Raw genomic sequence first — 26,234 nt, forward strand, 5'->3', positions numbered from 1 at the left:
GTTCGGGCACCTTCCGACATTCCCCAGGGAAAGCCCTCCTGGGTAGGGCACGACCCGCTAGTGTGCGCGCCTCGAGAGGAGTGAGACGCGTGTGAGTGAAGCCGAGACCCACGAGGGGCCCGCGCGCCGGGTCGCCACCGGCTCCGCCGGGCTGGACACCTTGCTCAACGGCGGCTGGGTTCACGGAGGCACGTACATGGTCTCCGGGGCCCCGGGCACGGGGAAGACCATCCTGGGCAACCAGCTCTGCTTCTCGCACGTGGCGGCCGGAGGACGCGCCGTCTTCGTCACCATGCTGTCCGAGTCCCACGGCCGGATGGTGTCGCACCTGCGCCGCATGAGCTTCTTCCAGAGCGAGCAGATCGGCCACTCGCTGCACTACGTGAGCGGCTACGCCACGCTCAAGGCCGAGGGGCTGGAGGGCCTGTCGCGGCTGCTCTACCGCTCGGTGCGCGAGCACCAGGCCTCCGTGCTGGTGGTGGACGGGTTGCTCGCGGCCCAGGAGATGGCGGGCTCGGTGCTCGTCTTCCGCGAGTTCCTCCACGCCCTGGGCGTGCACAACGCGCTGGCCGGCTGCACCACGCTGGTGCTCACCAACCGGCCGGAGAACGCGGCGGATCCCCAGTTCGCCATGGTGGACGGCGTGGTGGAGCTGGGGATGCACCTGGAGGGGCTTCAGGCGGTGCGCACCGTGGAGGTGACGAAGCTGCGGGGCGAGCCCCAGCTCTCCGGCCGCCACGTGTTCGAGATCAGCGACGAGGGCCTGAGGGTGTACCCACGGCTGGAAGCACTTCACGCCCGGCCGAACGAGGACCCGGAGCCGCCCCCCTCCTCGGAGCGGTTGCCCTTCGGCGTGAAGCACCTGGACGACATGCTCGGCGGGGGGCTGCCCCTCCACTCCTCCACGCTCCTGTCGGGCTCCGCTGGCACGGGCAAGACGCTCCTGGGGCTGCATTTCCTCGCGGACGGGGTGCGCCGGGGAGAGCCCAGCCTGTACTACGGCTTCATGGAGACACGCTCCCGGCTGCTCGCCAAGGCCCAGGGCCTGGGACTGGCGCCGCCCTCCGCCCTCGACTCCGGCACGCTCCGCGTGGAGACGCGCTCGCCGGTGGAGGTGCTCGCCGATGCCCGCGCCCATGAGCTGCTCGACCTCGTGAAGCGCCAGCGCACGCGCCGCCTCTTCCTCGATGGCCTGGGGCCCGTCCTCGGGGTCATGACTCCCCAGCGCGCCTTCGCCTTCGTCACCGCCCTCACCTCGGCGCTGCGCTCGCTCGGCACCACCACCGTGATGACCCAGCGCACGCCCCTGCTCTTCGACCCCATGCACGAGGGGCCCCTGCTGGGACTGGAAGCCCTCATCGACAACGTCGTGCTGCTGCGCTACGTGGAACAGCGCTCCCAGACGTATCGCTTGCTGTCCATCCTCAAGATGCGCGAGAGTGACTACGAGTCCACCCTGCGTGAGTTCTCCATCATCTCGGGAAGGCTCGCCGTGGCGAGCGGCCCCGAGAGCGCCGAGGCCCTGCTCGCGGGCAAACGCCGTCGGTCCCCCATGAAGCGGCGCTCCCTGTCCCGACGGGGGGGAAAGCACTCATGAGCAAGCTCCTCATCGTGGACGACGAAGTGGCCATCCTGGAAGCCCTCACGGACATCCTCTCCGTGGAGGGCTACGACGTGGCCACCGCCGCCAACGGCGCCGAGGGGCTCGCCCATGTGGGCAAGAACCGGCCGGACCTCATCCTGCTGGATTTGATGATGCCGGTGATGGACGGCCAGGAGATGCTGCGCCGGCTCAAGGACGACGCCTCCCTGCGCGCCATCCCCGTGGTGGTGATGAGCGCGGGGCGGGTGACCAAGGCGGAGCTCCAGGGCAGCCGGTTCCTGGCCAAGCCCTTCGAGCTGGACGATCTGCTCAACACCGTGACCGCGGAGCTCCAGAAGGCGTCGGCGGCTCAGGAGCCCTGACCGCCCGGAGGCGCCGCCGGGGGCACGAAGAGGTGGGTGCGGTAGTGCGTCAGCTCGGCGATGCTCGCGCGCAGGTCCGCGAGCGCCGTGTGCCCCGAGGCCATCTTGCGCTGCGCCACCTTGTCCGGGTACCAGGCGTTCGCCAGCACCTTGAGGCTCGAGACGTCCACCTGCCGGTAGTGCAGGTAGCGCTCGAGCATCGGCATGTACTTCACCAGGAAGCGCCGGTCGGTGTGGATGGAGTTGCCGCAGAGGATGCCCTCGCCCACATCGCAGTACTGCGACACGAGCGCGGTGACTTCCCGCTCGGCCACGCGCAGGGACATCTGCGATTCGCGCACCCGCTTGGCCAGGCCATTGCGCGTGTGCATCTCCCGGACGATGGGCTCCATGCGCGCGAGCACCTCGTCCGGCTGCCAGATGACGCGCTCGAGCTCCGCCTTGGGCACCAGGTCCGGGCCGGTGATGATGACACCAATCTCGATGATGGCGGACTCGTCGGGGTCGAGCCCGGTCATTTCCAGGTCGAGCCAGACAAAACAGGGGGGAGGAGCGGAAGCGGGCATGAGCCACGCACTCTACCCCGAGCCCGGCGGATTGAGAGATGATGTCCACTTCATGGAACTGACCGTCTTCAGTGGTACCGCCAACCACGCCCTGGGCGAGTCACTCGCCCGCACCCTCGGACGTTCCCTCGGCCGCGTCCACCTCGAGCGCTTCCCGGATGGTGAGCAGTACGTGGAGATCCAGGAAGACGTCCGAGGCCGCAACGTGTGCCTCATCCAGCCCACGGTCCCCCCCGTCGGGGAGAACCTGATGGAGCTCTTGTTGATGGCGGACGCGTGCTGGCGCGCGGGCGCCGCGCGGCTCATGGCGGTGGTGCCCTACTTCGGCTACGCGCGGCAGGACCGGCGCACCCACCCCGGCGAGGCCCTGGGCGGCAAGCTGGTGGTGGATTTGCTGGAGCGCGGCCGCTTCGAGCGCGTGGTGGCGGTGCACCTGCACACCCCGGCCCTGGAGGGCTGCTTCGGCATGCCGCTGGAGCACCTGGACCCGGCCCACCTGCTGGCCGAGGCGGCGCGGCCCCACGCGGGCCCGGGCGCGGTGGTGGTGTCCCCGGACCTGGGCGCGGTGAAGCTGGCCGAGCGCTACGCGCGCCAGCTGGGCCTGCCCCTGGCCATCGTGCACAAGCGCCGCACCAGCGGCTCCGAGGTGAGCGTCCGGGGACTCGTGGGCGAGGTGCAAGGCCTGCGGCCCATCATCGTGGACGACATGATCTCCACCGCGGGCACCATCGCCGCCACCGCGGACACGGTGCTCAAGGCGGGCTGCGCCGACGACATCACCGTGGTGACGACCCACGCCCTGCTGGTGGGCCCCGCCGTGGAGCGGCTGAGCCAGGTGCCCATCCGCCGCCTCATCTCCACCGACAGCGTGCCCCTCACGCGCACGCTGCCCTTCGAGCATCGGGTGGTGGGCCTCGCCCCGCTGCTCGCCGACGCCATCTGCCGCGTCACTTCCGACCGGCGTTGACCCACGCGCGCCACGCCTCCACGTCCTCGCCCAGGTCCTCGCCCGCCAGCAGGGCGAGCACGTTGTGCGCGGGCTCGTGGTCGATGCGATCCTTCATCTGGAGCATCTGCAGGAGCACCTCGCCCGAGCGCTCGAGGATGCGCTGGCGATGCACGGCCCCTTCCGTCTCCACGAGCCGCACGAGCGCCCAGCCCGCCTTGTTGCGATCACTGGAGAGCGGATACCAGAGCGCCTCGAGCACGGGGTCGAGCGGGATGAGCACGCGCGGCTGGCCCGCCTGCATCTCGCCGAGCAGACGCAGCGCCTCGTTGCGCACGCCTTGATCCGCGTCCCGCACCGACGGCAGGGCGGCCTGGATGATCCACTCCCGCGAGGAGACATAGGGCAGGAGCATGAGCGCGCGGTAGCGCTCGCCGGAGTCCGCGTCCTCGCGCAGCACGCGCACCAGGGCGTCGGCCTGGCGCGGCACGCCGTCGATGAAGCGCTGCTCCAGCGGGGCGAGCTCCGGGTGCGCGAAGCCCCCATGGCACAGAAGCGCGCGGCACGTGCCGCCCCCATTGCCGTACTCGGGCACCGCGCCCTGCCGGCGCAGCTCCCAGAAGCGCGTCTGGTAGGCCTTCCAGGCCTCGAGAAGTCCCTCGGGGTCCGGCACATCCCCCTGGGGCTCGGGGGAGAAGGGCATGCGCCACTCGTCCCCGGGCTCGACCAGGTCCACCGTCACGTGCATCGTGTGCGTGGGCATCCACTGCCCCACCGAGAAGCGGCAGAACGGCAAGGCGTGGGCCTCGAGCAGCCGCTTCTTGCTCTCGATGAGCCGGTCGATGAAGTCCTTCTGACTCGGATCCACGCGCGTGCCCGGGGCGGGAAAGGTGAGCAGGCCGAGCACCTGCTCCCGGGACAGCCCGCGCGCGCCGAAGACGTCCACGCCCTCGAAGACATAGAGGTTGCTGGGAGGCGCGTTCTGGGCGGCGGGCGCGCTCCTGGAGTCGAACGCGGGGTGGGGCAAGGCGGGCGGCGCGGCGGTGGGCACGGTCTGGCGGGACGTGGTGCCGCACGCGGTGGACAACAGGACGAGGCCGACAAGAAAGCGCTTCATGGTTCCCCCGGATGGACGCGCGCAGCTTACCGGCACACCGCGCTAGAGTCCCCGCCATGTCCGACACGCTGCTGACCCACCTGGAAGCCGGAGTCCTCACCCTCACCTTCAACCGGCCGCAGAAGAAGAACGCCTTCACGGGCGAGATGTACGACGCGGCGGCCCAGGCCCTGCTCGACGCCGACGCCAACGACGCCGTGCGCGTGGTGGTGCTCACCGGCGCGGGCGGCGCCTTCACCGCGGGAAATGATCTCAAGGACTTCCTCGAGCACCCGCCCGCGGGCGAGGACAGCGCCGTCTTCCGCTTCCTGCGCGCGCTCGCGCACCACACCCGCCCGGTGGTGGCCGGCGTGGACGGCGTGGCGGTGGGCATTGGCACCACCCTGCTCTTGCACTGCGACTACGTGGCCGCCAGCGAGCGCGCCATCTTCAGCCTGCCCTTCATCAACCTGGGCCTGAGCCCCGAGGGCGCCTCCAGCGTGCTCCTGCCGCGCGTCGCGGGGACGGCGCTCGCCTCGGAATTGCTCATGTTCGGCGAGCCCTTCGACGCGGCGACCGCCCTGCGCGCCGGTATCATTAATAAGGTGGTGCCCGACACCCAGCTGGAGGAGTGGGTGAAGGGCCGCGCCGCCGCGCTCGCCGCCAAGCCCCGGGAGTCCCTGCGCCTCACCAAGCGCCTGCTGCGCGAGCCCCTGCGCGCCACCGTCGACGAAGCGCTCTCGCGCGAGGGCACCCACTTCATCCAACGGCTCGGCTCCACCGAGGCCCGCGAGGCCTTCAGCAGCTTCCTCGCCAAGAAGAAGTAACCGCCCGCGCACAGGCGCACGGCAAAAGTACAGCGGCCCGGCCCACCCCTGTCGGGTTTCCCGCGCCTACCTCCCAGAGGATTTGTTGGATTCACGTCCTGGGGAAGACAGAGCCAGGGAACGCCGCTTTTCAGTGTTTTTACCCCTCCTATGATGGTGCGGGTGCGCGTCCAGCCATCCCCCCAGGTGACGACGCGCACGGGGGGATCACGACATGCGAAGCATTGGATTGACGGCCGCCCTGCTGTTGCTGCTGTCCGCATGCACGCGCGTGCCGGACAGGCCCCTGAAGGTGGGAACCCATCCGTGGGCGGGCAGCGAGCCGCTCTACCTGGCCAGACAGCTCGACCTGTACCCGCCGCAGAGCATCCACCTGGTGGAGTTCACCAACACGCACCAGCTCGCGCGCGCCTTCCGCAACGGGGTCATCGACGCGGCGGCCGTGCCCCTCATCGAGGCCCTGCGCTTCGAGAGCATGGGCCAGAGCCCCCGGGTGGTGCTGATGCTCGACTCCTCTCGCGGCGCCAACTGCCTCATCGCCCGCGCCGAGGTGGCGTCGCTCGCCGCGCTCAAGAACAAGCGCGTGGCGCACGCGGGAGGCACCACCACCAAGTACCTGCTCGCCCGGCTCGCCGAGCGCGGAGGCCTGGTCACCGAGGATCTGCACGAGGTCATCCTCCCCGAGGAAGCCCAGGAGCTCGCCCTCCAGGAGAAGCAGGAGGAGAAGGGCTGGGTGGACGCGGTGCTCACCTCGGCGCCCCACTGCGCGAAGCTGCTCGCGAACGGCGCCACGCACCAGCTCTTCGCCAGCGCGCAGCTCCCCGATGAGTTCATCGATGTGCTCGTCGTGCGTCAGGAGGCGCTGGACTCCCATCCCCCGCGGCAGGTGGAGTTGCTCCTGCGGGGCTGGTTCGCCGCGCTGAACCACTCCGCGGCCCACCCCAGGAACGCCGCCGAGCGGATGGCCCCGCGCCTGGGGCTCGACGCGGAGCGGTTCCAACAGGCACTCGGCGACATCCACCTGGCGGACGCGCACGAGCAACGCCTGCACCTCATGGGGCCCTCGCCCCGGCTGCGGGCGACCATCGAGCGCGTGGGGGAGACGATGCTGCGCGATCAGCTCCTCACCGAGCCCCCGGATGCCGTGGCGTTGATCCACGCCGAGCCGCTCGCCCGGGTGCTGCCATGAGCCTCCACGCCTTCACCACCTTCTGGCACCGCTTCCTGTCGGTGCGCTGGCTCATCCCCATCCTGCTCGTCATCGCCGCCAGCAGCTTCGGGCTCTTCACCCTCAAGAGCGACGTGGCCCAGGGCGACCTGCAGACGGAGCAGCAGGCCGTGGCGGAGATGACCCTGCAGATGACGTACCTGCAGGGCACGCTCGAGCGCCTGCTGCGCATGGGCGATCTCCCGGCGGTGAGCGAGGAGGTGGCCGCCCTGGGCTCCAACGCCGCCCTGCGGCAGGGCGTGCTCATCGACGAGCGCCAGAAGGTGGTGGCCTCCATCCGGCTCGCGCAGCGAGGGCGCGCGGTGCACGAGGCGTGGCCCGAGCTCACCCGGCCCCAGCACACGCAGCGCATGCAGCACGCGCGCGTGCGCATGGCGGGCAGCGTGCATGTCAGCGAGGACGGCCAGCAGGTGATGGGCTACTACCCCGTCACCCTCCAGACGAGCCATCGCGGAGACAAGGTGGGCATGCTGGTGCTCCAGCAGGATCTGACGTCCAACAAGCTCGCGCGGCGGGCGGCGGCGGAGCGGTGGGCGGCGCGCTCGTGCCTGGTCATGGGGGTGCTCGCGGGCCTGTTGGGACTCGTCGTCCACGTGGTGCTCGGGCGGCGCATCCAACGGCTGGTGTCCACCGCGCACCGGCTCGCCCAGGGCGAGCTGCACGCACGCGCGGGCCTCCGGGGTGTGGACGAGATAGGTCTGCTCGGCCGCGCCTTCGACCACATGGCCGAGCAGGTGGACCGCGGCAACCAGCAGCTCCAGGAGAGCCAGGAGCGCATCCGCGCGCTGCTGGACTCCACGGCGGAGGCCATCTTCGGGTTGGATCTGGAGGGCCGCTGCACCTTCTGCAACCGCGCCGCCCTGCGCCTGTCGGGCCACGAGCACGCGGAGGCGCTGCTGGGCCGCTCGCTGCACTCCATCATCCACCCCCAGGGCGACGAGCCCAGCGACTGCCGGGTGTGCGAGGCCTTCCGCGAGGAGAACGCGGTGCACGGCGACGACGAGCTCATCCGCCGCGCCCAGGGAAGTGACGTCCCCGTGGAGTACTGGAGCCACCCGGTGAGCCGCAGCGGCGAGCGCGTGGGCAGCGTGGTGACGTTCGTGGACATCGGCGAGCGCAAGCGCGCGGAGTCCACCCGCCGGCGCATGGAGGAGGGCTTCCGCACCCTCATCGAGCACTCGCCCGACGCCATCTTCCTGCACCGCGCCGGCACGCTCCTGTTCGCCAACCGCGCGGCCGCCACGCTCCTGGGCCACGCGAGCCCCGAGCCCCTGCGCGGCCTGCCCGTGTCGGAGCTGGTGCTGCCCGGCGAGGAGGGCGCCCTCACGGTGACGAGCCACGCGGGCGTGGCGCGCGAGGCCCGCTTCCGCCACCACGAGGGCCGTCAGGCGGTGGGCGAGGTGATGACGGTGTCGCTCGTCTTCGAGGGCCTGCCCACCGTGGCCTCCATCACCCGCGACATCACCGAGCGCCGCCAGGTGCAGGAGCGCATGCTCGCCACCGAGCGCATGGTGTCGCTCGGCACGCTCGCCGCGGGCGTGGCGCATGAAATCAACAACCCGCTGGCCTACATGCTCAGCAACCTGCACTTCGTGGACACCGAGGTGCGCACCCTGGCCCAGTCCGCGGAGGCGTTCTCCGGGGACCAGGGCCGCGAAATCCAGCAGGCGCTGCGCGAGGCCATCGACGGCGGCAACCGGGTGCGCGACATCGTGCGCGACTTGAAGACGTTCTCCCGCGGGGGTGATGACAAACGCAGCCCCGTGGACATCCATACCGTGCTCGACTCGTGCGCGAACATGGCCCGGAGTGAGATCCGCCACCGGGCCCGGCTGGTGAAGAACTACGGCGCGGTGCCGCCGGTGTATGCCAATGACTCCCGGCTCGGGCAGCTCTTCCTCAACCTGCTCGTCAACGCCGCCCAGGCCATTCCCCACGGCAACGCGACCCTGAACGAGATCCGCGTCACCACCATGATGTCCGGGAGACAGGTGCTGGTGGAAATCCAGGACACGGGCGTGGGCATTCCCCCGGAGAACCTCACCCGCCTGTTCGACCCCTTCTTCACCACCAAACCGGTGGGCGTGGGAACGGGACTGGGTTTGTCCATCTGCCACGGCATCGTCACCGCGCAGGGCGGGCGCATCTCCGTGGAGAGCCGCCCGAACCAGGGCAGCACCTTCCGCGTCCTGCTGCCCGCCCTGGAAACGCCCCTGGAAGCCGTGCGCGCGGAGCCCGAGCGCGTCGCCTCGTGAGGCGCTAGCCTCCGCCCGCCCGCCGCATGCGCGAGGGCTCCTGCTGCTCGCGCACGCGCTCGGCGGCCACCCGGAGCCGCCGCACCACGCGCCCCATGTCCGCCTGGGAAACCTGCGGCCACACGCCTGGAGGCGTGCGCGTCACCGGCGGACGCGAGGCCCGCGCCGACGCCCCCGTGGACGACTCCCGCTCCGACGACGATCCGGATACCCCGAGGCCCTTCGGGCCTTTCTCCTTCATGTGCGCCATCGCCACCTCCGGAAGAACACTTCTCCTGAGGAGACAAGCTAAAGATGAATTCCTGTGCTAGTCAAGGATTCCAGGGAATTAAAGACACAAGTGTTATCAAATCAAAGGGGACCCCTCCCCAAGGGGAGGGGCCCTCGGGACATCAGCGGCGCGAGTCCTTGGGAGCGCGCCGGGTGGACGCGAGGAAGGCCTCGATGCTCGGCCCCTGGGCCGCCTTGAGCGCGATGCACAAATCCATCTGCTCCAGGCTCCGGTCATAGGTGCGCGGGCCTCCCGGGACGCGCGCCATGCGCCCGGCGAAGAACGTGGCGAGATCCTGCCGGTGGACCGGATCGCAGAAGGAGCTGACGGCCACCATGAGCATGGACAACCGCTCCTCCGGGAAGCGCGCCGCGAGCGCGTCGTAATGCTCCTTCACGAAGGCATACGCCACGTCCCGGGTGCGCGCCTTCCACCCCGCGGCGAACAACAGCCCGCCCACCTCGCGCGGGTCCACCGAGGGCTCCAACAACAACCGCAACTGCTCCTTCACCAGTGACGGCTCCGTGAAGCCCCGCAGCGCGCCGATGAGCTGCTCGCGCCGCTTGCGCTCCGGCTCCGCGCGCATGGCCTTCATCACCTGCGCGTGAAAGGCCGCGTCTCCATGAGCGGCGGCCACGGACAGCATCGTTTCCACCAGATCCTCGTCCCGCAGGGGCGACGCTCCCGCCAGCCACTGGGCCGCCAGGCGCCGGGCCTCGGCCACGAGCGCCGGATCTCCCCCCTCCTCGCCCGCGAGGCGCAGCAACTGGAGCCGGATGAGCCGCGTGTCCTCGTCCTCGCCCGCGTGGGGCTTGAAGCCGAGCGTCCGGGCGCGCCCTCCATAGGTGTCACGCAGGAAGCGCGCGCGCTCCTCCTGGCTCCGCTCGGACAGGAACGAGCGGTTCAAGAGGCCGATCAGCTCCATCGAGCTCTCGAACACCTGCCGATCCTTCTCCCCGGCCAGGCCCGGAAGGAGCCCGAGCGCGTCCGCGGCCGGCATCGTCCCGTTGTTCACCAGGGCCCGCACGTCTCCGAGCAGGGCCACGCGCTCGGCGCGCGACAGGAAGCGGTTGTCGGTGGACAGCAGCCGCCCGAGCATCCGCGCATCCAGGGCGCTGCGGTAGTACCCGGCGCCATCCGCGTTGGGAAGGAACCACGCCGGGCAGCTCTTGGCCTTGGGCAACGGCAGCGACGCCGTCTCGTCCTCCAGCACCGTGCAGGCGCGCTCCGGCTTGCCCGCCGTGGCGTAGCGCACGCACAGGGGCACCTTCCAGCGCTGCGCGGCCTCTCCCTTGGAGCCCAGCGGAAGGAAGCGGGCCTGGGACAGCTTCACCTGGGGCACCGCCTCCGAGCAGTCCAGCCGCGCCGTGATGAGCGGCGCGCCGCCCTGCTCCAGGAAGGAGTCGAGGACCCCGGACACGTCCTGTCCCGCCTCCGCCGACAGGGCGGACAGGAAGTCCTTCGCGGTGGCGTTGCCCTGGGCATGGGCATTCAGGTAGCGGCGCACCCCGCGCTGGAAGACCTCCTGACCCAACCACGACTCCGTCATGAGCAACACCGAGGCGCCCTTGCCATAGGTGATGCCGTCGAAGGCGTTGTGGATGTCGTTCTCGCTCTGGATGGGCTGGCGGATGCGGCGTGAGGCCACCAGTCCATCGGCGTTGAGCGCGTACGAGCGGCCGCGCACGCTCTCCACGGGCGCGTCCCAGGTGGGCTGGGCCTCGGACATGATGCGGATCTCGGCCCAGGTGGCGAAGGACTCGTTGAGCCACAGATCGTCCCACCACGCCATGGTGACCAGGTCGCCGAACCACTGGTGCGCCAGCTCATGCACCTGCGTGGAATAGAAGCCACGCTTCCACTCCACCGAGTCCTCCGCGGCGCCCTCCAGGATGAGCCTCGTGTTGAACGTCACCAGACCCGGATTCTCCATGGCGCCACCGAGCAGGGGCACGGCGAGCACGTCCAGCTTCTCGTAGGGGTAGGGAATGCCGAAGTAGCGCTCCAGGTGGGCGAGGATGTCCGGCGTCGTCTGGGCGGCATAGGCGGCCTCCGACCCCCGGCCCTTGGGCGTGACGATGCGGGTGCGCACGGCCTTCTGTCCCGAGGGTGAGGCCTCGACGAAGTCGAAGGTCCCCACCCCGAAGGCGATGAGGTAGCTGGGCAGCGGCTGGGTCCGGGCGAAGCGCCACGTGGTGCCCCCCGCCGGGCTCGGCTCCTCGCTCACCAGGGGGGTGTTGGTGACGGCGGTGAGCCCCGCGGGCACGTGGAAGGTGAGCTGCCAGGGCACCTTGAAGCCCGGCTCGTCGAAGCACGGGAAGACGCGCCGCGCCCCCAGGGGCTCGAACTGGGTGAAGACATACCAGCTCCCCGCCTCCTGGCTCCGGAAGGCGCCCAGGATTTCCCGCGTGGACAGGACGCCCTCGTAGACGAGCCGCAGGTGCGCGGTGCCGGGCGCGAGGGGACGCTCGGGAACGAAGCCGAGGAAGTCCCCCTCGCCCTTCGTCTGGGACACGGGCACCCGCGCGCCCGCGACCGTCAACGTGGCGTCCTTCACCGTGAGCGCCTGGGCGTGCAGCCACAGCACGTCCGTGCCCTCCTTCACCTCCAGCTCGATGTCGAGCACGCCCTGGAAGGCCGGTTGGGAGGGATCCACGGTGAGCTCGGCCGTGTAGCCCGTGGGCCGCACCCGCGTGGGCAGGCGCAGGGAGGGAGACGAAGGGCCCGCCTGGGCCGAGGCCTCGGCGGAGGGAGGAGTGGCGGGCTCGGAAGGAGGAGACTGACGGGAGGCACAAGCCGTCAAGACGGCCAGCAGGGCGAGCGTCGGACACCTGGGGAGTCGGGGCATGAGCGCGGATCTAGCCCAGGAAGGCCGGGCGGTGTAGCAACGGGCCTGGGGTCCGGAAGTCCTCGGGGCCTCTTGGAGTTGAACAACCGATGATTCCTCGGACCCTCTTCATCGGAGACGTGCATGGGTGCGCCGAGGAGCTCGACGCGCTGTTGAACGTGTGCAACCACCGCCGGGGCGAGCGCGTGGTGCTGGTGGGAGACCTGGTCGCCAAGGGTCCGGACTCGGCGGGCGTGGTGCGCCGGGCCCGGGAGCGAGGGATGCTCGCGGTGCGCGGCAACCACGACGAGCACGTGCTGCGCTGGCGCGCGGGGAAGATGCCCAAGGGCAAGAAGCTCAAGCCCGAGCACAAGCAGGTGTTGGAGACGTTGACGGACGAGGACTGGGCGTACCTGGAGTCCCTGCCGCTGCACCGCCACTTCCCCGAACTCAACGTGCGCGTGGTGCACGGGGGGCTGGTCCCCGGCGTGGCGGTGGAGGAGCAGGATCCGGCGTTGATGCTCAACCTGCGCAGCATCACGCCCAAGGGCGAGCCCTCGAAGAAGCTGGAGGACGGAGTCCCCTGGGCGAGCCAGTGGAAGGGGCCGGAGCTCGTCATCTTCGGCCACGACGCGCTGCGCGGCGTGCAACGCTACCCGCACGCCATCGGCCTGGACTCGGGCTGCGTCTACGGACGGCGGCTCACGGCCTACGTGCTGCCCGACGACCGCTTCTACTCGGTGGAGGCGAAGCGGGTGTACATGGATCTGGACGGGTAGCTCAGGGCGACTTGAAGATGGACACCGAGGCGATTCCCTCCGGCCCCATGTAACCGCGGTACATGCCCTGGGAGTTGAAGGGCATGGCCACGTTCCCCTGGGCATCCATCGCGATGACGCCGCCCTCGCCCCCCGCCTCCACCAGCACGTCCATGACGACCTGGTTGGCGGACTCCAGCACTGGCAGGTCCAACAACTCCACGCGGGCGCAGATGTCGCGGGCCACGGTGTAGCGGATGAAGTACTCGCCGTGACCGGTGGCGGAGACGGCGCAGCGGGGGTCCGCGTAGGTCCCCGCGCCGATGATGGGCGAATCCCCCACCCGGCCAAAGCGCTTGTTCGTCATCCCTCCCGTGGAGGTGCCCGCGGCGAGGTTTCCCGCCTGATCCAACGCCACCGCGCCCACGGTGCCGAACTTGTGATCCTCTCCCCCCGTCCCTCCTCGCGTCTGGGGCGGGGGAGGCTCCTGGGGCTGGCCCGGCTCGGGAGGCGCCGTCGAGCCCTGCTTCTCCGCTTCCAGCGCGCGCCGCAGGGACTCCCAGCGCTCCTCGGTGCGGAAGTAGTCCTCGGCGACGAGCTCCACGCCCTGCTGCTTCGCGAACGCCTCGGCGCCCTCGCCCACCAACATCACGTGCGGGGACTTCTCCATCACGGCGCGCGCCAGGGTGATGGGATTCTTCACGTGGCGCAGACCCGCCACCGCGCCCGCCTCGCGCGTGCGCCCGTTCATGATCGCGGCATCCAGCTCGTTCTTCCCCTCGTGGGTGAAGACGGCGCCCTTGCCCGCGTTGAAGTAGGGCGAGTCCTCCAGCACGCGGATGGCGGCGGTGACGGCCTCCACGCTGGTACCACCCCGGGCGAGCACGGCATGACCCGCCTGGAGGGATTCGGTGAGCGCGGCGCGCACGGCGGCCTCCCGCTCGGGAGAGAGGGACTCGCGGGAGATGACGCCCGCTCCCCCGTGGATGACGAGTCCCCAACGGGGGGCGGGCCGGGTGCTGTCCTCGGGTGCGCGCAAGCGTCGCTCCTCTTCCTTCTGGGTGACGAGACTCGTGGCACAACCCAGGGGCAGCATCAACACCGCGAGGACGGCGGCGTGGAGGGCACGACGAAGCGGAGCGGACATGGGCGGAGTTGTACTACTTCGCGCAGTACTCCGCGGCCGTCGTGTAGCCCACCACGTCGACCTCGTTGCCCGTGAGGACGACGTACTCGCTGGCGCCCACGTGGGTCGTCTCGCCGCTGCACCAGTCATAGGTGTAGCCCAGACCCGTGAACGGGTAGTGCGTGGTCAGCCAGGGGCTGTAGCTGCCGCCCCAGTAGTTGTTCAGCCAGCTCTTGTGGGCGCTCGTCGCGCTCGCGGGATAGGTCAGCCCGCAGGTGCTGTCGTCGACCTCCTGGTCCGCGCAGGGCCGGAACAGGGCCGACGGCTTCACCCACATCTCCACGAGCTTGCGGTTCTGGTAGTCCCCCTCCGTGGCCGGGGTCAGACCCAGGTACTGGTTGATGCGCGCGACGAGCTCGTTGCCCGACAGCCCCCACGCCTTGCACGCCTCCTGGAGCTGGGGCGCGGGGGTGAGGAACAGGTCCCGGGTCAGCGTGTTGGTGCCCGCCGTGTAGCCGCCATAGGTGGTCCACACCACCATGCGCACCGCGGTCTTGTCGCCGTTCCAGACCACCTTCGGGTTGGACTGGGAGATGGCGAACAGGTTCGTGCTGATCTCCGCCTGGGTGGGCGTCTGGGCATCGAGGTTGGCCAGGTCGAACGCGGCCTGATCACACGTGGAGGAGCGCGGCGGGTTCGGCTCCACGGGGGTGGGGTTCGTCTCGTCGGGGTCTCCGCCACAGGCGGACAGGGACATCAGGACCAGCGCGGACGGGAGCCAACGGCGACGGGGCGTATTCATGAGCTTCACACTCCTGTGAGGTAGGGGACCGCACAGTCGCGCAAAGGTGTCGCCGCCGTCGAGAGCGGGATTGCGAAAAAAACCGTCAGTGCAGGGAGCCGGTCGGATCCGGGGGCTCGTGCTCCGGCCCGGACTCCGGATTCGCCTCGACCGCCCGGGCCAGCGGCAGCCGGACCTGGAACGTGGACCCCTGCCCCGGCTGGCTCTCCACCTCGATGCGGCCGCCGTGCGCCTCCACGATGCGCCGGGCCACCGACAAGCCAATGCCCACCCCCGGCGCCTTCTCCCTCGCGCGCCCCGTGCGCAGGAAGGGCGCGAACAGCCCCCGCATCTCCTCGGGAGAGATGCCAATGCCCTGGTCCACCACGGACAAGCACACCTCATCGCCCTCGCGGCGCACCCGCACTTCCACCGCGCTGCTCTCGGGCGAGTACTTGAGCGCGTTGCTCACCAGGTTGTGCAACACCTGCTCCACGCGCGTGGCATCGCAGCGCATCACCAGGGGCTGCTCGGGCAGAACCATCCGCAGTTCCCGAGGCGTCCCTCCGGCGCTGTACAGCTCCACCACGGAGACCACCAGCTCGCGCACATCGCGCTCCTCCAGGCTCAGCTCGAAGTGTCCCGCCTCGATGCGCGTGGCATCCAGCAGGTCTCCCACCATCCGGTCCAACCGCGACACCTGGCGGCGCACCAGCCCCATCGTCTTCTGCATGCGCTCCTCGGACACGCGGCCCGAGGTGACGAGGGCGGCGGACATCTTGAGCGCGGAGAGGGGATTGCGCAGGTCATGCGCCACGCCCGCGAGGAAGGCGAGCTGCGCCTCGCGCTGGTCCCTCAGGGACTCGGCCATCTCGTTGAAGGTGCGCGCCATCTCGCGCAGCTCCGTGGGGCCCGCCACGGGAGCGCGAAGGGAGCGGTCATCCGAGCCGAAGCGCCGCATGGCGTGGCTGATGTCCAGCAAGGGCCGGAAGACGGAGCGGCGCATCCAGAGCCACAGCAGCGCCCCCCCGAGCACCAGCACGATGGCGACAATCATCCCCACCAGGTTGGCGATCCGATCCCACTGGTCCGCTTGCGCTTGATCGGCACGGGCCTCGAGGATGTTGAGGGCGATGACCTGGTTGAGCGGGGTGAGGGTCGCCTCCAGGTGGGTGTTGAGCTCCAGGTTCGTCGACCTCGACAGCGAGCTGAGCGGAGCCCGGGCATGGACGTCGAGGTAGGCGGCGAAGGTCGCCTGCACGGAGGCGAGCAGCGCCTGCTCCTCCTCCGACTGCGCCTCGTTCAGGCACCGCTCCAACTGCAGATACAAGTCCCCCTCGGCCCGGCGAAGCGTCTCGTCCGGGATGGGCTCCCCCCGGCGGCGAGAAGCCTGGAGCCGGTGGAAGGTGAGCAGGGAGACCTCGAAGTCCTCGGCTGCCCGGACCCCCTCCACCGCCTCGCCCATCTTGAGCGTGATCCGGTGCAGGTACGTCGTCAGGACGACGAGCGAGGAGGCGGCCCCCAGCGCGAGCGTGGCCAGCAAGGCGACCGCCGCGGTGATGACCCATTTGAGACTCATGAAGGGCTCCGTCGGGTGAGAGACGCCCCTCCGTCCGCGACCGGGGCCTGCTCGGAATGGAAAGATGCACCCGACATGGACGGGTTGCCCGCGCGCATACCGGACAGACCCATCCGGAGGGCGGGCGGCCCATGAAGCGCCCGCCCTCCATCACGGACTCAACGACGCAACCTCACGGCGCGAGGTAGACGATGCGCTTGTCCTCGTTCCGGCTCGTGTCGGCCACGGTGTAGCCCGGACCGGACTTGGGATACGTCGCGGCCATGTAGGACGCGAACGCGTGCTGCTCGTGGCCCTTGGTCGTGAAGGTGGCGGTGGCGCCCGGCTCCAGCTCGGACAGCGTGACGAAGTTCCTGTCGCCGAAGCGGGGGAACGGATAGCCGTCACCGCCACCATTCAGATAGATGCTCGTCGCCATGCGGAAGGTGCGCTTGGCGTTGCCCACCACCGCGCCATTCTCCACCACGACATCCTCTCCACTGGGCGTGAGGACCACCACCTTGCGCACGCGCTCGCCGGCCTTCACGACCTCGAAGGTCTTGCTGTCGAGCACCTGCGCGGTCTTGCTCGCGTCATACTCGAAGCGCAGACCGCCCACCTGGGGGAAGGAGCCCGGAGTGGCACCCGGCGCCACGCCGGCCACGCCATTCTCCAGCACCTCCTTGAGCTGCTCGGCCGTCACCGTGAGCAGCACCAGGCCGTTGTTGAACCGCAGGCTGTTCTCGATGTCCAGCTGGCTGATGTCCCCCTCGTCCTTCTTGGCGGTGGGGTTGGCCGCGGGAGGGCCATAGACGGGGGTCGCCCCCGTGCCCACCGTGCCGATGGCGTCGCGGATGCCGCCGCCGTTCTGCAGGGAGATGACCGTCGTGGCGTCCGTCTGCTGGCCGTACCAGACGAGCGCATCGGCGTAGAGGTTGCCGAAGTTGGTCTCCTCGGAGCGCATCGAGGGACGCAGGCCGTTGAGGTACACCGTCGTCTTGCCGAACAGGTTGCCGTCCTTGGCGGCGATCACGTCCATCACCTTGTCGGCCACGGTCTTGACCGCGGCGTTCACCTTGGACTCCGCGCCGAGCTTCTTCATGACCGCCTCGGAGGAGGCATAGGCGCCGTTCTTCGACGTGTCGTGCAGCGCGCGGATGAGCACGCCCTTGTCATCGAAGTTGGCGAGGAAGCGGCCCACGTAACGCCAGTTGGAGGCCACGTTCAGCACGGCCACGGGCTCGTTGGACTTGGAGGCCTTCCACACGGGGTACTCGCCCACGCGCGTGTCGCCGGGGAAGAGCGTGTCATCCGCGTCCGTCCACACGTCGTGATTGCCACCGGCGATGATGACGTCCACACCGTCCAGGCGCTTGGCCAGCTCGTCCACCTCGATGGTGAGCTGCTGCATGTGCGACATCAGGACGACCTTGTTCAGGCCGGGGTTGGCCGTGCGCAGCGCGTCGACCTCGGCCTGGATGATGGCGGCGAGCCCGTCATAGTCCGTGGACTCGGCGGGAGCGGTGATGACGGTGCCCGGCGAGGAGATGCGCGGCAGCTGGGGCGTGGTGGCTCCCACCACGCCCACCTTCTCACCCTCCACGGTGAAGACGACGCTCTTGGTCACCTTGTTGTGCAACGACGTGCCGGGGTTGGCCGCGTCGATGATCTGCCCCGAGGTCACGACCTGGCCGGACAGGTCGCTCTTGGAGAAGTCCAGGTTGGCGCTCAGGTAGGGGAACTTCGCGCCAGACCAGGTGGCTCCATTCGCGGTCTCCGTGGCCAGGATGTTGCGGATCTCCCGGGGGCCGTTGTCGAACTCGTGGTTGCCGAACGAGGCGGCGTGGAAGCCGATCTCATTGAAGATGGCGATGTCGCCACGACCCGCGCTCGCCACGCCCACGTTGGGCAAGTTCGCCAGGGTGGGATCTCCCCCGGCGTTGAAGAAGACGCCGGGCAGCCACAGGTCGCCGTTGGCGAGCTTGAGGGTGTGCTTGGGATCCTGCTCCTCGAGCGCGCGGATGACCGCGGAGAAGCGCGGCGCCACCTCGGTGGCGGACACGCCGGACTCCATGTCCGAGCCGTGGAGGAGCTGCAGGGTGAACGCGGCCGTGGGAATGGGCGTCGGGGTACTGCCCGGATCACGCGTCGGCGGCGTGTACGACGTTTCCTCTCCGCACGAAGCGGAGAGGACCAGGGCCGAGAGGGCGCCCGCGAGAGTCAGATGTCGGGTTCTCAGTTGCATTCAAGCATCCCAGGTGCAGTGGCCCACGGGGGGCCGGGAGGGCGCGCATGCTAGCGACATCCAGGCCACGTGGTGAGTCACTGACTGGAAAGAAAAACCCATGCGCGGTGTGTCACGCCCCGAAGCCGCCCAACGCGGTGCGGCTGAACGCGGCCGTGCCCTGACTCACGCGAACCGCCGATTGACTGAAAACCTGGAAAGCCTTGCGAATGTCCTGGGCGTTTTGCGCCGGAGTGAGGATCCATTTGTCCTCGATGCCCATTTCCCGGAATACGCGGCGGAAGTCCGTGTTGCCGTCGTCGATTCCCATGCCCGCGATGATGTGGCCCTCGGCGCGGCGCAGGTCGTTCACGAGCGCGGCGACCTCGCGGGCCCGGGCGCGCTGCGAGTGGCAATCCGCCCCATCGGTGATGAGCAGCGTGACGGTGCGGGTGGCCACTCCGTTGCGGGTGAACTCCTGCGCCTTGGCGAGCACCGTGCCGAGCAGGACGACGGCCTGGTCATAGAGCGGCGTGCCCTGGTCCGGGTTGTAGTTCTTCGCGTGCATGCGCACCACGTCCACCAGGGGCCGGAAGGGGTTGAGCACGGTGCCGTTGAGGTAGCGGGTGTGAAAGAGGATGCCGTCCTTCTGCTGGCTCGAGAGCAGGGCGTCGAGCACGAGGTTGTGGCCGTCACACACGGTGCGCGCCTGCCCCGCCATGGAGCCGGAGTCGTCGGGCATGACGGTGACGAGCACGACCTCGCTCGCCTGCACGTCGTCCACGCCAACCCCGAGTCCCGCCTGGATCTGCGCGCCCAGGTCCACCACGGTGAGGGCCTGCAAGGAGGAGGGGCTGAGGACTCCCTCGGCGTGGGCGTCCTCGAGGAGCTGCGAGATGGGAGAAGCACTCATGAGCGGATTCCTTTCGAGTCACACGGCGGGAGACATCAGGCGATGCGCAGGTCCGGCCACGCGGCGAGCGGGTCCGTGGACTTCACCAGGTGCATGCCCGCGTCGGCGAAGCGCTGGAGCGCGGCGTCGGCCTGGGGGGTGAAATCCGCGTGGAAGCCGCCCTTGCCATCGGGGACGGTGACGGCGGACATGCAGTCGGTGAGCAGGTACACCTTGCGCGCGAGCGCGGCGTCCTGGGCGAGGATTTCCCCGAGCAGGTCATCGATGGAGCTCTTCACGCAGTGGCTCGCCGCCTGGCCGGCGATGACGACGGCGTCCGAGGTGAGGAGCGTCTTGAGGAACTGGGTGTTGCGCTGGGCGAGCGGCTGGCCGTCATGGCGCGTGAGCACCTCGGGCCGGAGCACCGAGTAGTTCTCGGTGAAGGGGTTGCCGCCCTTCACCTCGGCCCAGGACTGGGCGCCGCGCACGAAGGAGTGGAACAGCCGGGCCTCCTGCACCACCCCGGCGAGCGCATGGCCGTCACCGCCCAGCAGGCAGTGCGGAGGCCACAGGTAGAGCGTGTACTTGCCCGCGCGCTCCAGCTCCTCGCAGTAGTACTTCACCTGCTTGAGGAGCCAGGGGTAGTTGCCGCCGCACAGCCACTTGGCCATGGCGGGGTTGGGACGCACCTGGCCGCGCTCCAGTTGCTCGCGGGTGATTTCCCGGTGGGCGGTGAGCGGCTGATCATCCTGATCCACCCAGAACGAGGGGAAGAAGATCTGGTAGGCGAAGTGCGTGTCGAGCGTGGTGGTGACGTTCGTGAGAGCGCCCAGGTTCTTGTAGATGAACTCGGCGATGCGGCGGTTGTCGTCGATGGCGCCCCGGCCGCTTCGGCCGCCCACGTAGAGCGCGCCCTCGGGGAAGCAGAAGTCCTTCTGCACGTCGATGAGCAGCAGGTGCAGGTTGAAGGTGTCCGTGGCCGCGGCCGTGAGCCCCTGCGCGTCCCGCCAGGCTCCGGCCTCGGTCTGCAGCCGCCCGGCGTTGGGACCGTAGCCGAACGACCCCGCGTGGGCGGGCAGGTAGAACGACGGCAGCGGCGACTCCTGGAGCTTCGTGACGGTCTTCTTCATGGCACGGCCTCCACTTCGTGTATCGACAACACCAACATAGTGTCCAATAGACACATTGTCAAACCGGTTGAATACGTCCGCCCCGAGGCACACGTGCTGGGCTCTCGGTTGGCGAGTTCACTGGCAGGTGACAATCGGGCCGCAACGAACTCCCACCGGTAGGCATCAGGTGCTAGGTTGCCCACATGTCGCGTCGTGACGTGTGGCAGGAGCTGTATCAGCGGTTCGACCCCGAGCGCCCCGCCGAGAGCCGGTGGCGGGCGGATCGTCCCCACAGTCCAGCCGGACGGATCATCCAATACCTGGACATGCCCTTCGGAGACCCGCGCATCCTGCTCACGGGGACGGTGGGGACGGGAAAGACGACGGAATTGCTCCGCATGGCGGAGGCACGCAAGGACCGCGAGCTGGTGGTCTTCCTCGATCTGGCGCGCCAGTTCAGTGAGGCCGTGCGAGACCCCGCCGCGCTCGACCGCATCAGTTCCTGGGAGGTCTGCTTCCTCGCGGGCGTGGCGCTGATCGCCACCGCGCAGCAGCGGCTCGGGTACACCTTTCCCGAGGAGGATGTCGAGGCGCTCAAATTGGCCTGGAACGCGCTGGCCAAGGAAACGGGCACCCCACAGGCACAGCTGGACATTGGGGCGCTCGCGAAGGCGACCCTGGGCGTCATGGCGACGACCGTTCCCACCCTGGTCGAGGGCTCGACAGGCACGGGGCTCGCCACGGGGTTCGCCGTCACGGCGGCCGCTGCCAGTGCCGTCAGCAAATGGATGGCGCCCCTCGGCCTGAGCAAACAGACCCTGCCCGACCAGGACAGCCACGTGCAGACCCTGTTGGCGCGCGTCAACGTGCTCGTCGCGCAGATCCAAGGAGAATTCCGCCGGGTGCTCTTCGTGATCGACGGGCTGGATCGGATCCGGGACATCCAGCGCGCCAAGGAGCTGTTCGTCGACTCTCAGCTCATCGCACAACTGGCCTGCCCCGTGGTGGTCTGCGCGCCCTTCGCGCTCCGTCACCATCCCTCGACAGCGGCCGTACGTGGATTCGACCCCCTCGCGTTGGTCAACGAGCCCGTCCTGCTCCACGAGGACCCCACACGGCATGGAGAAGGAGTCCGCTTCTTCTGTGATCTGTTCGAGCGACGGACCCAGGACGTGGAGGGTTCATCACTCATCACCCGTTCGCTCCTCGAGCAGCTCGCCTACCGCTCGGGCGGCCGGGCACGTGATTTCGTGCGCTTCATCCGAGAACTCGCCAAGGAAGCGTGGCTGCTGGACGCACCGAGTGCTACCGAAGAACTGGTCCGCAGGATCCTGGACCATCAGCGTCGACTAAGAGAAACCGGACTGAACAAGGGGCACATCGAACTGCTGGAGGAAATCGCGAGCGACCCCGCGCACCAGTTGCCAGCCAACCCGCTCGCTCAGGATCTGCTCAGCTATCAGGCGCTGCTGCCCTACCCGAACGAATCCGAATGGTTCTATCCCCACCCCCTTCTGATGATGCACCTCGTCCGGCCGAAGCACGCTGGCTCGACTCCCTGAAGTTCGCGCTCAGGCTGTCGCGCTCGGGATTGCTGCTCCTGGTCGATCACGCCCGCCAGGAGTCGCTTGGCGAACTCGTCGAGGCCCTGGTGCCCGAACATCCGGATCTGGATGTGCACACCGACGTGCATCGGATGCGGGAGGTACCCCACGGCTCCACGCAAGTGCTTGTTCCTCGGGTGGAGGATGCGGATTGGCTCAACATCAACCGCCCCCTGTTCGCCCAGCGAGAGTTGAGGGTAGTGCTCTTCTGCGACACGGAAACGAGCATCGCGCTCGCCCAGCGCGCCGTGGACTTCTTCGACTGGATTTCCCATCGGGTGGAATGCCCGAAACAGCCGCCCCGATTCTCGGTCTCGGGAATTCGCACCGCCCTCGCGGTCCAGGCGCCGGGCATCATCTGGACGGGCGGCGATCTCCAAGCGGCATTCGCGGCCGCGCGCCCCCGAGGTCACCTGCATCAGGTCAGCGCGGCGCTCCCTTATCCGAAGATGGTGGAGGAGCTCCGCAGGCACCAGCGCGAGTGGATTGCATGGACTGACGTGAACAGCACCTTCCGCCTGCGCCGAGTCCGTTGGGCTCACGCGGAAACAGGCCATCGCACACGAGCAATTCTCGTCGAACCCGCTGTGCCATCACCTGGCTGGTGGTCGCTCCATGGGAGAATGGCCGATGTTCGAGAAGCGCGTGCGCGGCTTGAGCACTCGGGAGTGAGCTTTCCTGGACGTGTCGCGGCACTCCATGATTTCAGACCCGAAATCCTCGCCAAGCTCGAGTCACGAGATACGCGAGCCCACGTAGAAGATCCTACCGAGCAAGAAGGAGCCAGCATCCTCCGAGTTGGAGCGCTCCTCTTTTTCGAGCGTGTACCCAATCACGCATGGCTTCGCGAACTCTGCCTTCAAGCGTTCTTGAATCTGGAAAAGCGATCAGCCAAGGCAGAGCAGCTATCGCTCGACGATCGACTCACCTGGACTGCGTGGTCCGCGAGCTTCTCGCGCTTCAAAAAAGAAAGAACCATCTCATTCAACGTCTTCGACCAACTCAATCCGGCATATTCCGTGGAATTGATTCTTCCGCGGATGATGCACATGCAGGACAAATGGGCCGCGCTGACGCTTCAAGCCACGCTCCTTCATGATCTGGATGCAGCCGAGCATTGGTCGCGGCGGCTGAAGCCAGAAGACGGTTCAGGGTCACCCATCATACTCGCGCTCGTGAGGAGCATGAAGGGTAAACCCGAAGAAGCGGAACTACTGCTCCGTGCTCAACTCCGTACCAATGCGCATCCAGGCATCGGGCCAACCGAGCGCCCCGCGTTGCTGACAAGCCTCGGTTCAGTGCTCGACCAGCAAGGCAAGCACCACGAAGCGGAGGACTTGATTCGAGAGGAACTCGTTCGTCTCGAACAATTACAAGCTCCCAACATCTCATCAAAAAACCGTCTACTCCACCAACTATCCAGCGCCCTGCGAAAGCAGGGCAAGTACTCCGAGGCGGAAAAAACCATTCTTCAGGCGATCACAACCCACCCCGATCAGTCGAACGAAGATCGAGCCGACCTGGGTCGACGCCTCAATGAATTGGCTCGCATCCTCAATGCCATGGGCAAGGATGAGGCAGCCGAATCGGCATTTCAACAAGCCCTCACACTCCTGGGCAGCACGCTGGGTACTGGACACATTTCATATACAACAGCACTGACGGAGTTGTTCAGCCTCCTAGAATCGCATGGGAGGCAAGGTGAAAGCGAACCACTTCTACGGAGGGCAATCTACGCATCCCAAACGAGCCAGGATGAAGAAAACCCCAATCACGCGAAGTTGCTGCGGTTGCTGGCCGCCATCTTGAGTGACCAAGGCCAGTATGCCGAGGCCGAAAAACTCCTGAAGCAGGCACTCCACATAAACAATACATTTTCCCTGGACGATCCAGCAATGAACTGGATGATTGTCCATCAACTCGCCGTTGCAATTCAGTTCCAAGGCCGCTACGACGAAGCGGAGCGTCTTTTTCGCCAGGCCATTTCAATCATCGAGCAAGGCCATGGCATGCACGACCTCCTACACCGCGCGTCCCTTCTGAGTCTCGGGGGATGCCTCCTTCGGCAAGGCCGCGATGTTGAAGCGGAGCCCTTTCTTGCGCGAGCATTGGAAATCCTCAAAAACACTCAACAACAAGCCGACGTCAGTACAATTGAAGAATTCAACAATCTATCCATTATTCAGAGCGAAACTGGCAACGACCAGGCACAAGCGACAGCGCGTGAAGCATTGAATCTCATCGCGGCGACACCCGGGCTCGCCCAGTCCACACCACAGGAACTCATCGACAGTCTGGCGGCCATCGCTCAGGTGCCAACAGACTTGCGGAATGCCTGATTAGCCTCACGTCATCCGCAGCGCCGTCACCGTCTGTCGGCCCACGACCACGAGCCCCTGCTTCGTGAGCAACAGGCGGCTGTCCGCGTCGACGAAGGGCTCGGTGTCGGGGAACTCGCGGACCGTCTCCACCTGGCCCTGACGGAGCTCCACCCGGACGAGTCCCGCGTCGGTGGCGGCGAACAGGGCCTCGCCCGCGGCGCACTTGCCCCGAAGCGTCCCCAACCATGAGCCGTCTCCCGCCTGAGCCGTCGCGCTCGCCTTCACCGAGCCATCCGCCCCCACCACCACGCAGTGGTGCACCGTGCGCCCCGCCGTCTCCTCCGCGAGGAAGAGCCAGCACAGCGCGCCCTCGAAGACGGCCTCCGCGTCCAGGAGCCGCCCCGAGGGCCAGGGCAGCTTCAGGCCATCCTTGAGGCCCGGGCGCTCGGCATCGAAGACGAAGGCGCCTCGCAGCGCGCCCGCCCGGTGGAAGCCCAGTCCGAAGCGCGGCCCCACGAAGAGCCGCGTCTGTCCCTCGAGCACATCGCCCAGGCGCTCGGGAGCGAAGTCCCCCTCCCGCCACAGCGCTCCCGCGTGGGCCCAGTACCGGTGGCGCGCATTGGCCACGAAGGCGGGCTGTCCTTCCGGAGCATCCACGCCCCACCGCTCGGGGCGTCGTCCCGGGGCGAGCACGGCGAACTCCGGCCCCTGTCCCACCAACGTGGACGTCCCCTGGATCGCCCACCGGGGCGAGGGATTCAACGGCCCCTGGAGCACCACCGAGCCGTCCTCGCGCCGGTACGCGCCCCGCTCGTGGACGAGCCAGCGCGGCGTGCCGTCCTCGACGCACGCGTGCAACACCACCCCCTCGGTGGTGAAGAGGCGCGTGGCCACCACCTGACCGCGCACGGAAGTCACGGGCGTGGCGGTATGCACCGCGCTCGGACGGCACGTGGGACACGACGCCCGGGCATGCTCCACGCCGCACGACGCGCACACGCTGAAGCGCAGCGCCTCCAGGAGCGGCAGGGGAAAGGGCCCTCGGGCGTCCTCGACGAAGACGCGGTGCAGGCAGTGCAGCAGGTCATCCGAAAGCACCCCGAAGGGCGTGGCGGGCTTGGGGTAGCGCACGTCCGGGTGGAACACCGTGAGGCGCTGGAGCACCCGGGCGGTGGGCGTGACCCTGGGCAGGATTCCCCCATAGGGCCCCACGCACAGCAGGCTCTGCATCAGCGCGACGCCAAAGGCATACCAGTCACTGTCCGGAGACGCGGGCCGCGCGGGCACCAGCGCCGTCGCCTTGCCTCCCAGCCGCAGGGGATCCAGGAAGCGCTCGGTGAAGACGGAGGCGAGGTAGGGCCCGAACTGGAAGCTGTCCGCGTCGATGAGCCAGGCGTCATCCCCCACGACGAGGACATTCAAGTCATTGAAGTCCCCCACCACCACGCCGCTTCCATGGAGCGCGCCCAACGTGCGATGCAGGCCCCGGAAGACGTCGACGACCCGCGAGGACGGCACGCCCGCGCGGCGGAAGGCCGGCTCTCCGAAGCGGCGCAAGGGCTCGGCCGCGTCGAGCTTGCGCATGGCGTAGCCCACCACGCTCCGGCCCTGCTTGTCCGTGGCGAGCACCAGCGGAGACACCACGCGCGGGGGCAGGTGCTTGGGGAACGCGGGCAACTTGTGCTGGTGCTCGGCGAGGCGGGCTCGGGCGGCGTCCTGCTCCTCGGCGAGCGCGCTGTAATCCGGGTGATCGGGGGGCTTGAAGCGCTTGAGGACGCGCCCATCTCCCAGGTCGAAGACATCCGCCTCGCCGCCCTTGCCCAGCGCCTTCGCGGGATCCAACCGGAGCTTCTTCCCCTCGAGGTAGACATCCATGG

General features: G+C 68.5%; 20 protein-coding genes. 9 read left to right on the forward strand and 11 right to left on the reverse strand.

Annotated features, from left to right (window positions below; all coding sequences use genetic code 11):
- The first annotated feature begins 91 nt into the window (after positions 1-91).
- Positions 92-1,597, forward strand: a complete 1,506-nt coding sequence (locus tag MEBOL_RS14370; protein ID WP_095977960.1) for an ATPase domain-containing protein — start codon at positions 92-94, stop codon at positions 1,595-1,597.
- The gene (locus MEBOL_RS14375; RefSeq protein WP_095977961.1) at positions 1,594-1,965 is read left to right on the forward strand and encodes a response regulator transcription factor; all 372 of its coding nucleotides are present in this window, start codon (positions 1,594-1,596) and stop codon (positions 1,963-1,965) included. Before MEBOL_RS14370 ends, MEBOL_RS14375 begins: the two co-directional genes overlap by 4 nt.
- On the opposite strand, the gene orn is transcribed toward MEBOL_RS14375, so the two are convergent.
- Complete coding sequence (gene orn / locus MEBOL_RS14380; protein WP_095977962.1) at positions 1,953-2,531, reverse strand: oligoribonuclease; 579 nt, start codon at positions 2,529-2,531, stop codon at positions 1,953-1,955. The genes MEBOL_RS14375 and orn overlap by 13 nt on opposite strands.
- Positions 2,532-2,583: 52 nt before the next feature.
- On the opposite strand from orn, the gene MEBOL_RS14385 reads away from it, so the two are divergent.
- Positions 2,584-3,498 (forward strand): ribose-phosphate diphosphokinase, encoded by a 915-nt coding sequence (locus tag MEBOL_RS14385; RefSeq protein WP_095982787.1) that lies wholly within the window; start codon positions 2,584-2,586, stop codon positions 3,496-3,498.
- Here the strand turns inward: MEBOL_RS14385 and MEBOL_RS14390 are convergent.
- Positions 3,479-4,594 carry a HEAT repeat domain-containing protein gene (locus MEBOL_RS14390; protein WP_095977963.1) on the reverse strand — a complete coding sequence of 372 codons (1,116 nt, stop codon included), beginning with the start codon at positions 4,592-4,594 and terminating at the stop codon, positions 3,479-3,481. The two genes, MEBOL_RS14385 and MEBOL_RS14390, sit on opposite strands and share 20 nt — an antisense overlap.
- A gap of 56 nt (positions 4,595-4,650) precedes the next feature.
- On the opposite strand from MEBOL_RS14390, the gene MEBOL_RS14395 reads away from it, so the two are divergent.
- From MEBOL_RS14395 to MEBOL_RS14405, 3 genes are all read left to right on the forward strand, one after another.
- Positions 4,651-5,400 (forward strand): enoyl-CoA hydratase, encoded by a 750-nt coding sequence (locus MEBOL_RS14395; RefSeq protein ID WP_095977964.1) that lies wholly within the window; start codon positions 4,651-4,653, stop codon positions 5,398-5,400.
- Positions 5,401-5,614: 214 nt separating this feature from the next.
- Positions 5,615-6,589, forward strand: a complete 975-nt coding sequence (locus MEBOL_RS14400; protein ID WP_095977965.1) for an ABC transporter substrate-binding protein — start codon at positions 5,615-5,617, stop codon at positions 6,587-6,589.
- Positions 6,586-8,883 carry a PAS domain S-box protein gene (locus MEBOL_RS14405; RefSeq protein ID WP_095977966.1) on the forward strand — a complete coding sequence of 766 codons (2,298 nt, stop codon included), beginning with the start codon at positions 6,586-6,588 and terminating at the stop codon, positions 8,881-8,883. The genes MEBOL_RS14400 and MEBOL_RS14405 overlap by 4 nt, the downstream gene beginning before the upstream one ends.
- Before the next feature lie 4 nt (positions 8,884-8,887).
- Here the strand turns inward: MEBOL_RS14405 and MEBOL_RS14410 are convergent, their stop codons facing one another.
- Both MEBOL_RS14410 and MEBOL_RS14415 read right to left on the reverse strand, forming a co-directional pair.
- Positions 8,888-9,124 (reverse strand): hypothetical protein, encoded by a 237-nt coding sequence (locus MEBOL_RS14410; RefSeq protein ID WP_157774958.1) that lies wholly within the window; start codon positions 9,122-9,124, stop codon positions 8,888-8,890.
- A 151-nt stretch (positions 9,125-9,275) separates the two neighbouring features.
- On the reverse strand, positions 9,276-12,002 hold the full coding sequence (locus MEBOL_RS14415) for a M1 family metallopeptidase (protein ID WP_095977968.1): 2,727 nt from the start codon (positions 12,000-12,002) through the stop codon (positions 9,276-9,278).
- An 89-nt stretch (positions 12,003-12,091) separates the two neighbouring features.
- Here MEBOL_RS14415 and MEBOL_RS14420 point away from each other — a divergent pair, with 89 nt between their 5' ends.
- Entirely contained in the window at positions 12,092-12,760 is a 669-nt protein-coding gene (locus MEBOL_RS14420) for a metallophosphoesterase (RefSeq protein ID WP_095977969.1), read from the forward strand.
- Between the two features lies 1 nt (position 12,761).
- On the opposite strand, the gene MEBOL_RS14425 is transcribed toward MEBOL_RS14420, so the two are convergent.
- From MEBOL_RS14425 to MEBOL_RS14450, 6 genes are all read right to left on the reverse strand, one after another.
- Positions 12,762-13,886, reverse strand: a complete 1,125-nt coding sequence (locus MEBOL_RS14425) for an isoaspartyl peptidase/L-asparaginase family protein (RefSeq protein ID WP_095977970.1) — start codon at positions 13,884-13,886, stop codon at positions 12,762-12,764.
- A 13-nt stretch (positions 13,887-13,899) separates the two neighbouring features.
- Positions 13,900-14,667: a hypothetical protein gene (locus MEBOL_RS42795; protein ID WP_245919760.1), complete on the reverse strand. Its 768-nt coding sequence runs from the start codon at positions 14,665-14,667 to the stop codon at positions 13,900-13,902.
- Positions 14,668-14,752: 85 nt separating this feature from the next.
- Entirely contained in the window at positions 14,753-16,225 is a 1,473-nt protein-coding gene (locus MEBOL_RS14435; protein ID WP_095977971.1) for a HAMP domain-containing sensor histidine kinase, read from the reverse strand.
- 172 nt (positions 16,226-16,397) lie between these two features.
- Positions 16,398-18,449, reverse strand: coding sequence for a bifunctional metallophosphatase/5'-nucleotidase (locus tag MEBOL_RS14440; protein ID WP_095977972.1), 2,052 nt, complete (start codon positions 18,447-18,449; stop codon positions 16,398-16,400).
- A 112-nt stretch (positions 18,450-18,561) separates the two neighbouring features.
- The gene (locus MEBOL_RS14445; RefSeq protein ID WP_095977973.1) at positions 18,562-19,341 is read right to left on the reverse strand and encodes a hypothetical protein; all 780 of its coding nucleotides are present in this window, start codon (positions 19,339-19,341) and stop codon (positions 18,562-18,564) included.
- Between the two features lie 35 nt (positions 19,342-19,376).
- Positions 19,377-20,450: a cysteine hydrolase family protein gene (locus tag MEBOL_RS14450; protein ID WP_095977974.1), complete on the reverse strand. Its 1,074-nt coding sequence runs from the start codon at positions 20,448-20,450 to the stop codon at positions 19,377-19,379.
- A gap of 185 nt (positions 20,451-20,635) precedes the next feature.
- Between MEBOL_RS14450 and MEBOL_RS14455 the strand changes: the two genes are divergently transcribed.
- Positions 20,636-21,994, forward strand: a complete 1,359-nt coding sequence (locus tag MEBOL_RS14455) for a hypothetical protein (protein ID WP_095977975.1) — start codon at positions 20,636-20,638, stop codon at positions 21,992-21,994.
- Positions 21,925-24,375, forward strand: coding sequence for a tetratricopeptide repeat protein (locus MEBOL_RS14460; protein WP_095977976.1), 2,451 nt, complete (start codon positions 21,925-21,927; stop codon positions 24,373-24,375). Before MEBOL_RS14455 ends, MEBOL_RS14460 begins: the two co-directional genes overlap by 70 nt.
- A gap of 6 nt (positions 24,376-24,381) precedes the next feature.
- Here the strand turns inward: MEBOL_RS14460 and MEBOL_RS14465 are convergent, their stop codons facing one another.
- Entirely contained in the window at positions 24,382-26,232 is a 1,851-nt protein-coding gene (locus MEBOL_RS14465) for a hypothetical protein (protein ID WP_095977977.1), read from the reverse strand.
- Positions 26,233-26,234 lie beyond the last annotated feature (2 nt).

The organism is Melittangium boletus DSM 14713 (assembly GCF_002305855.1).
Lineage (GTDB): Bacteria > Myxococcota > Myxococcia > Myxococcales > Myxococcaceae > Cystobacter > Cystobacter boletus.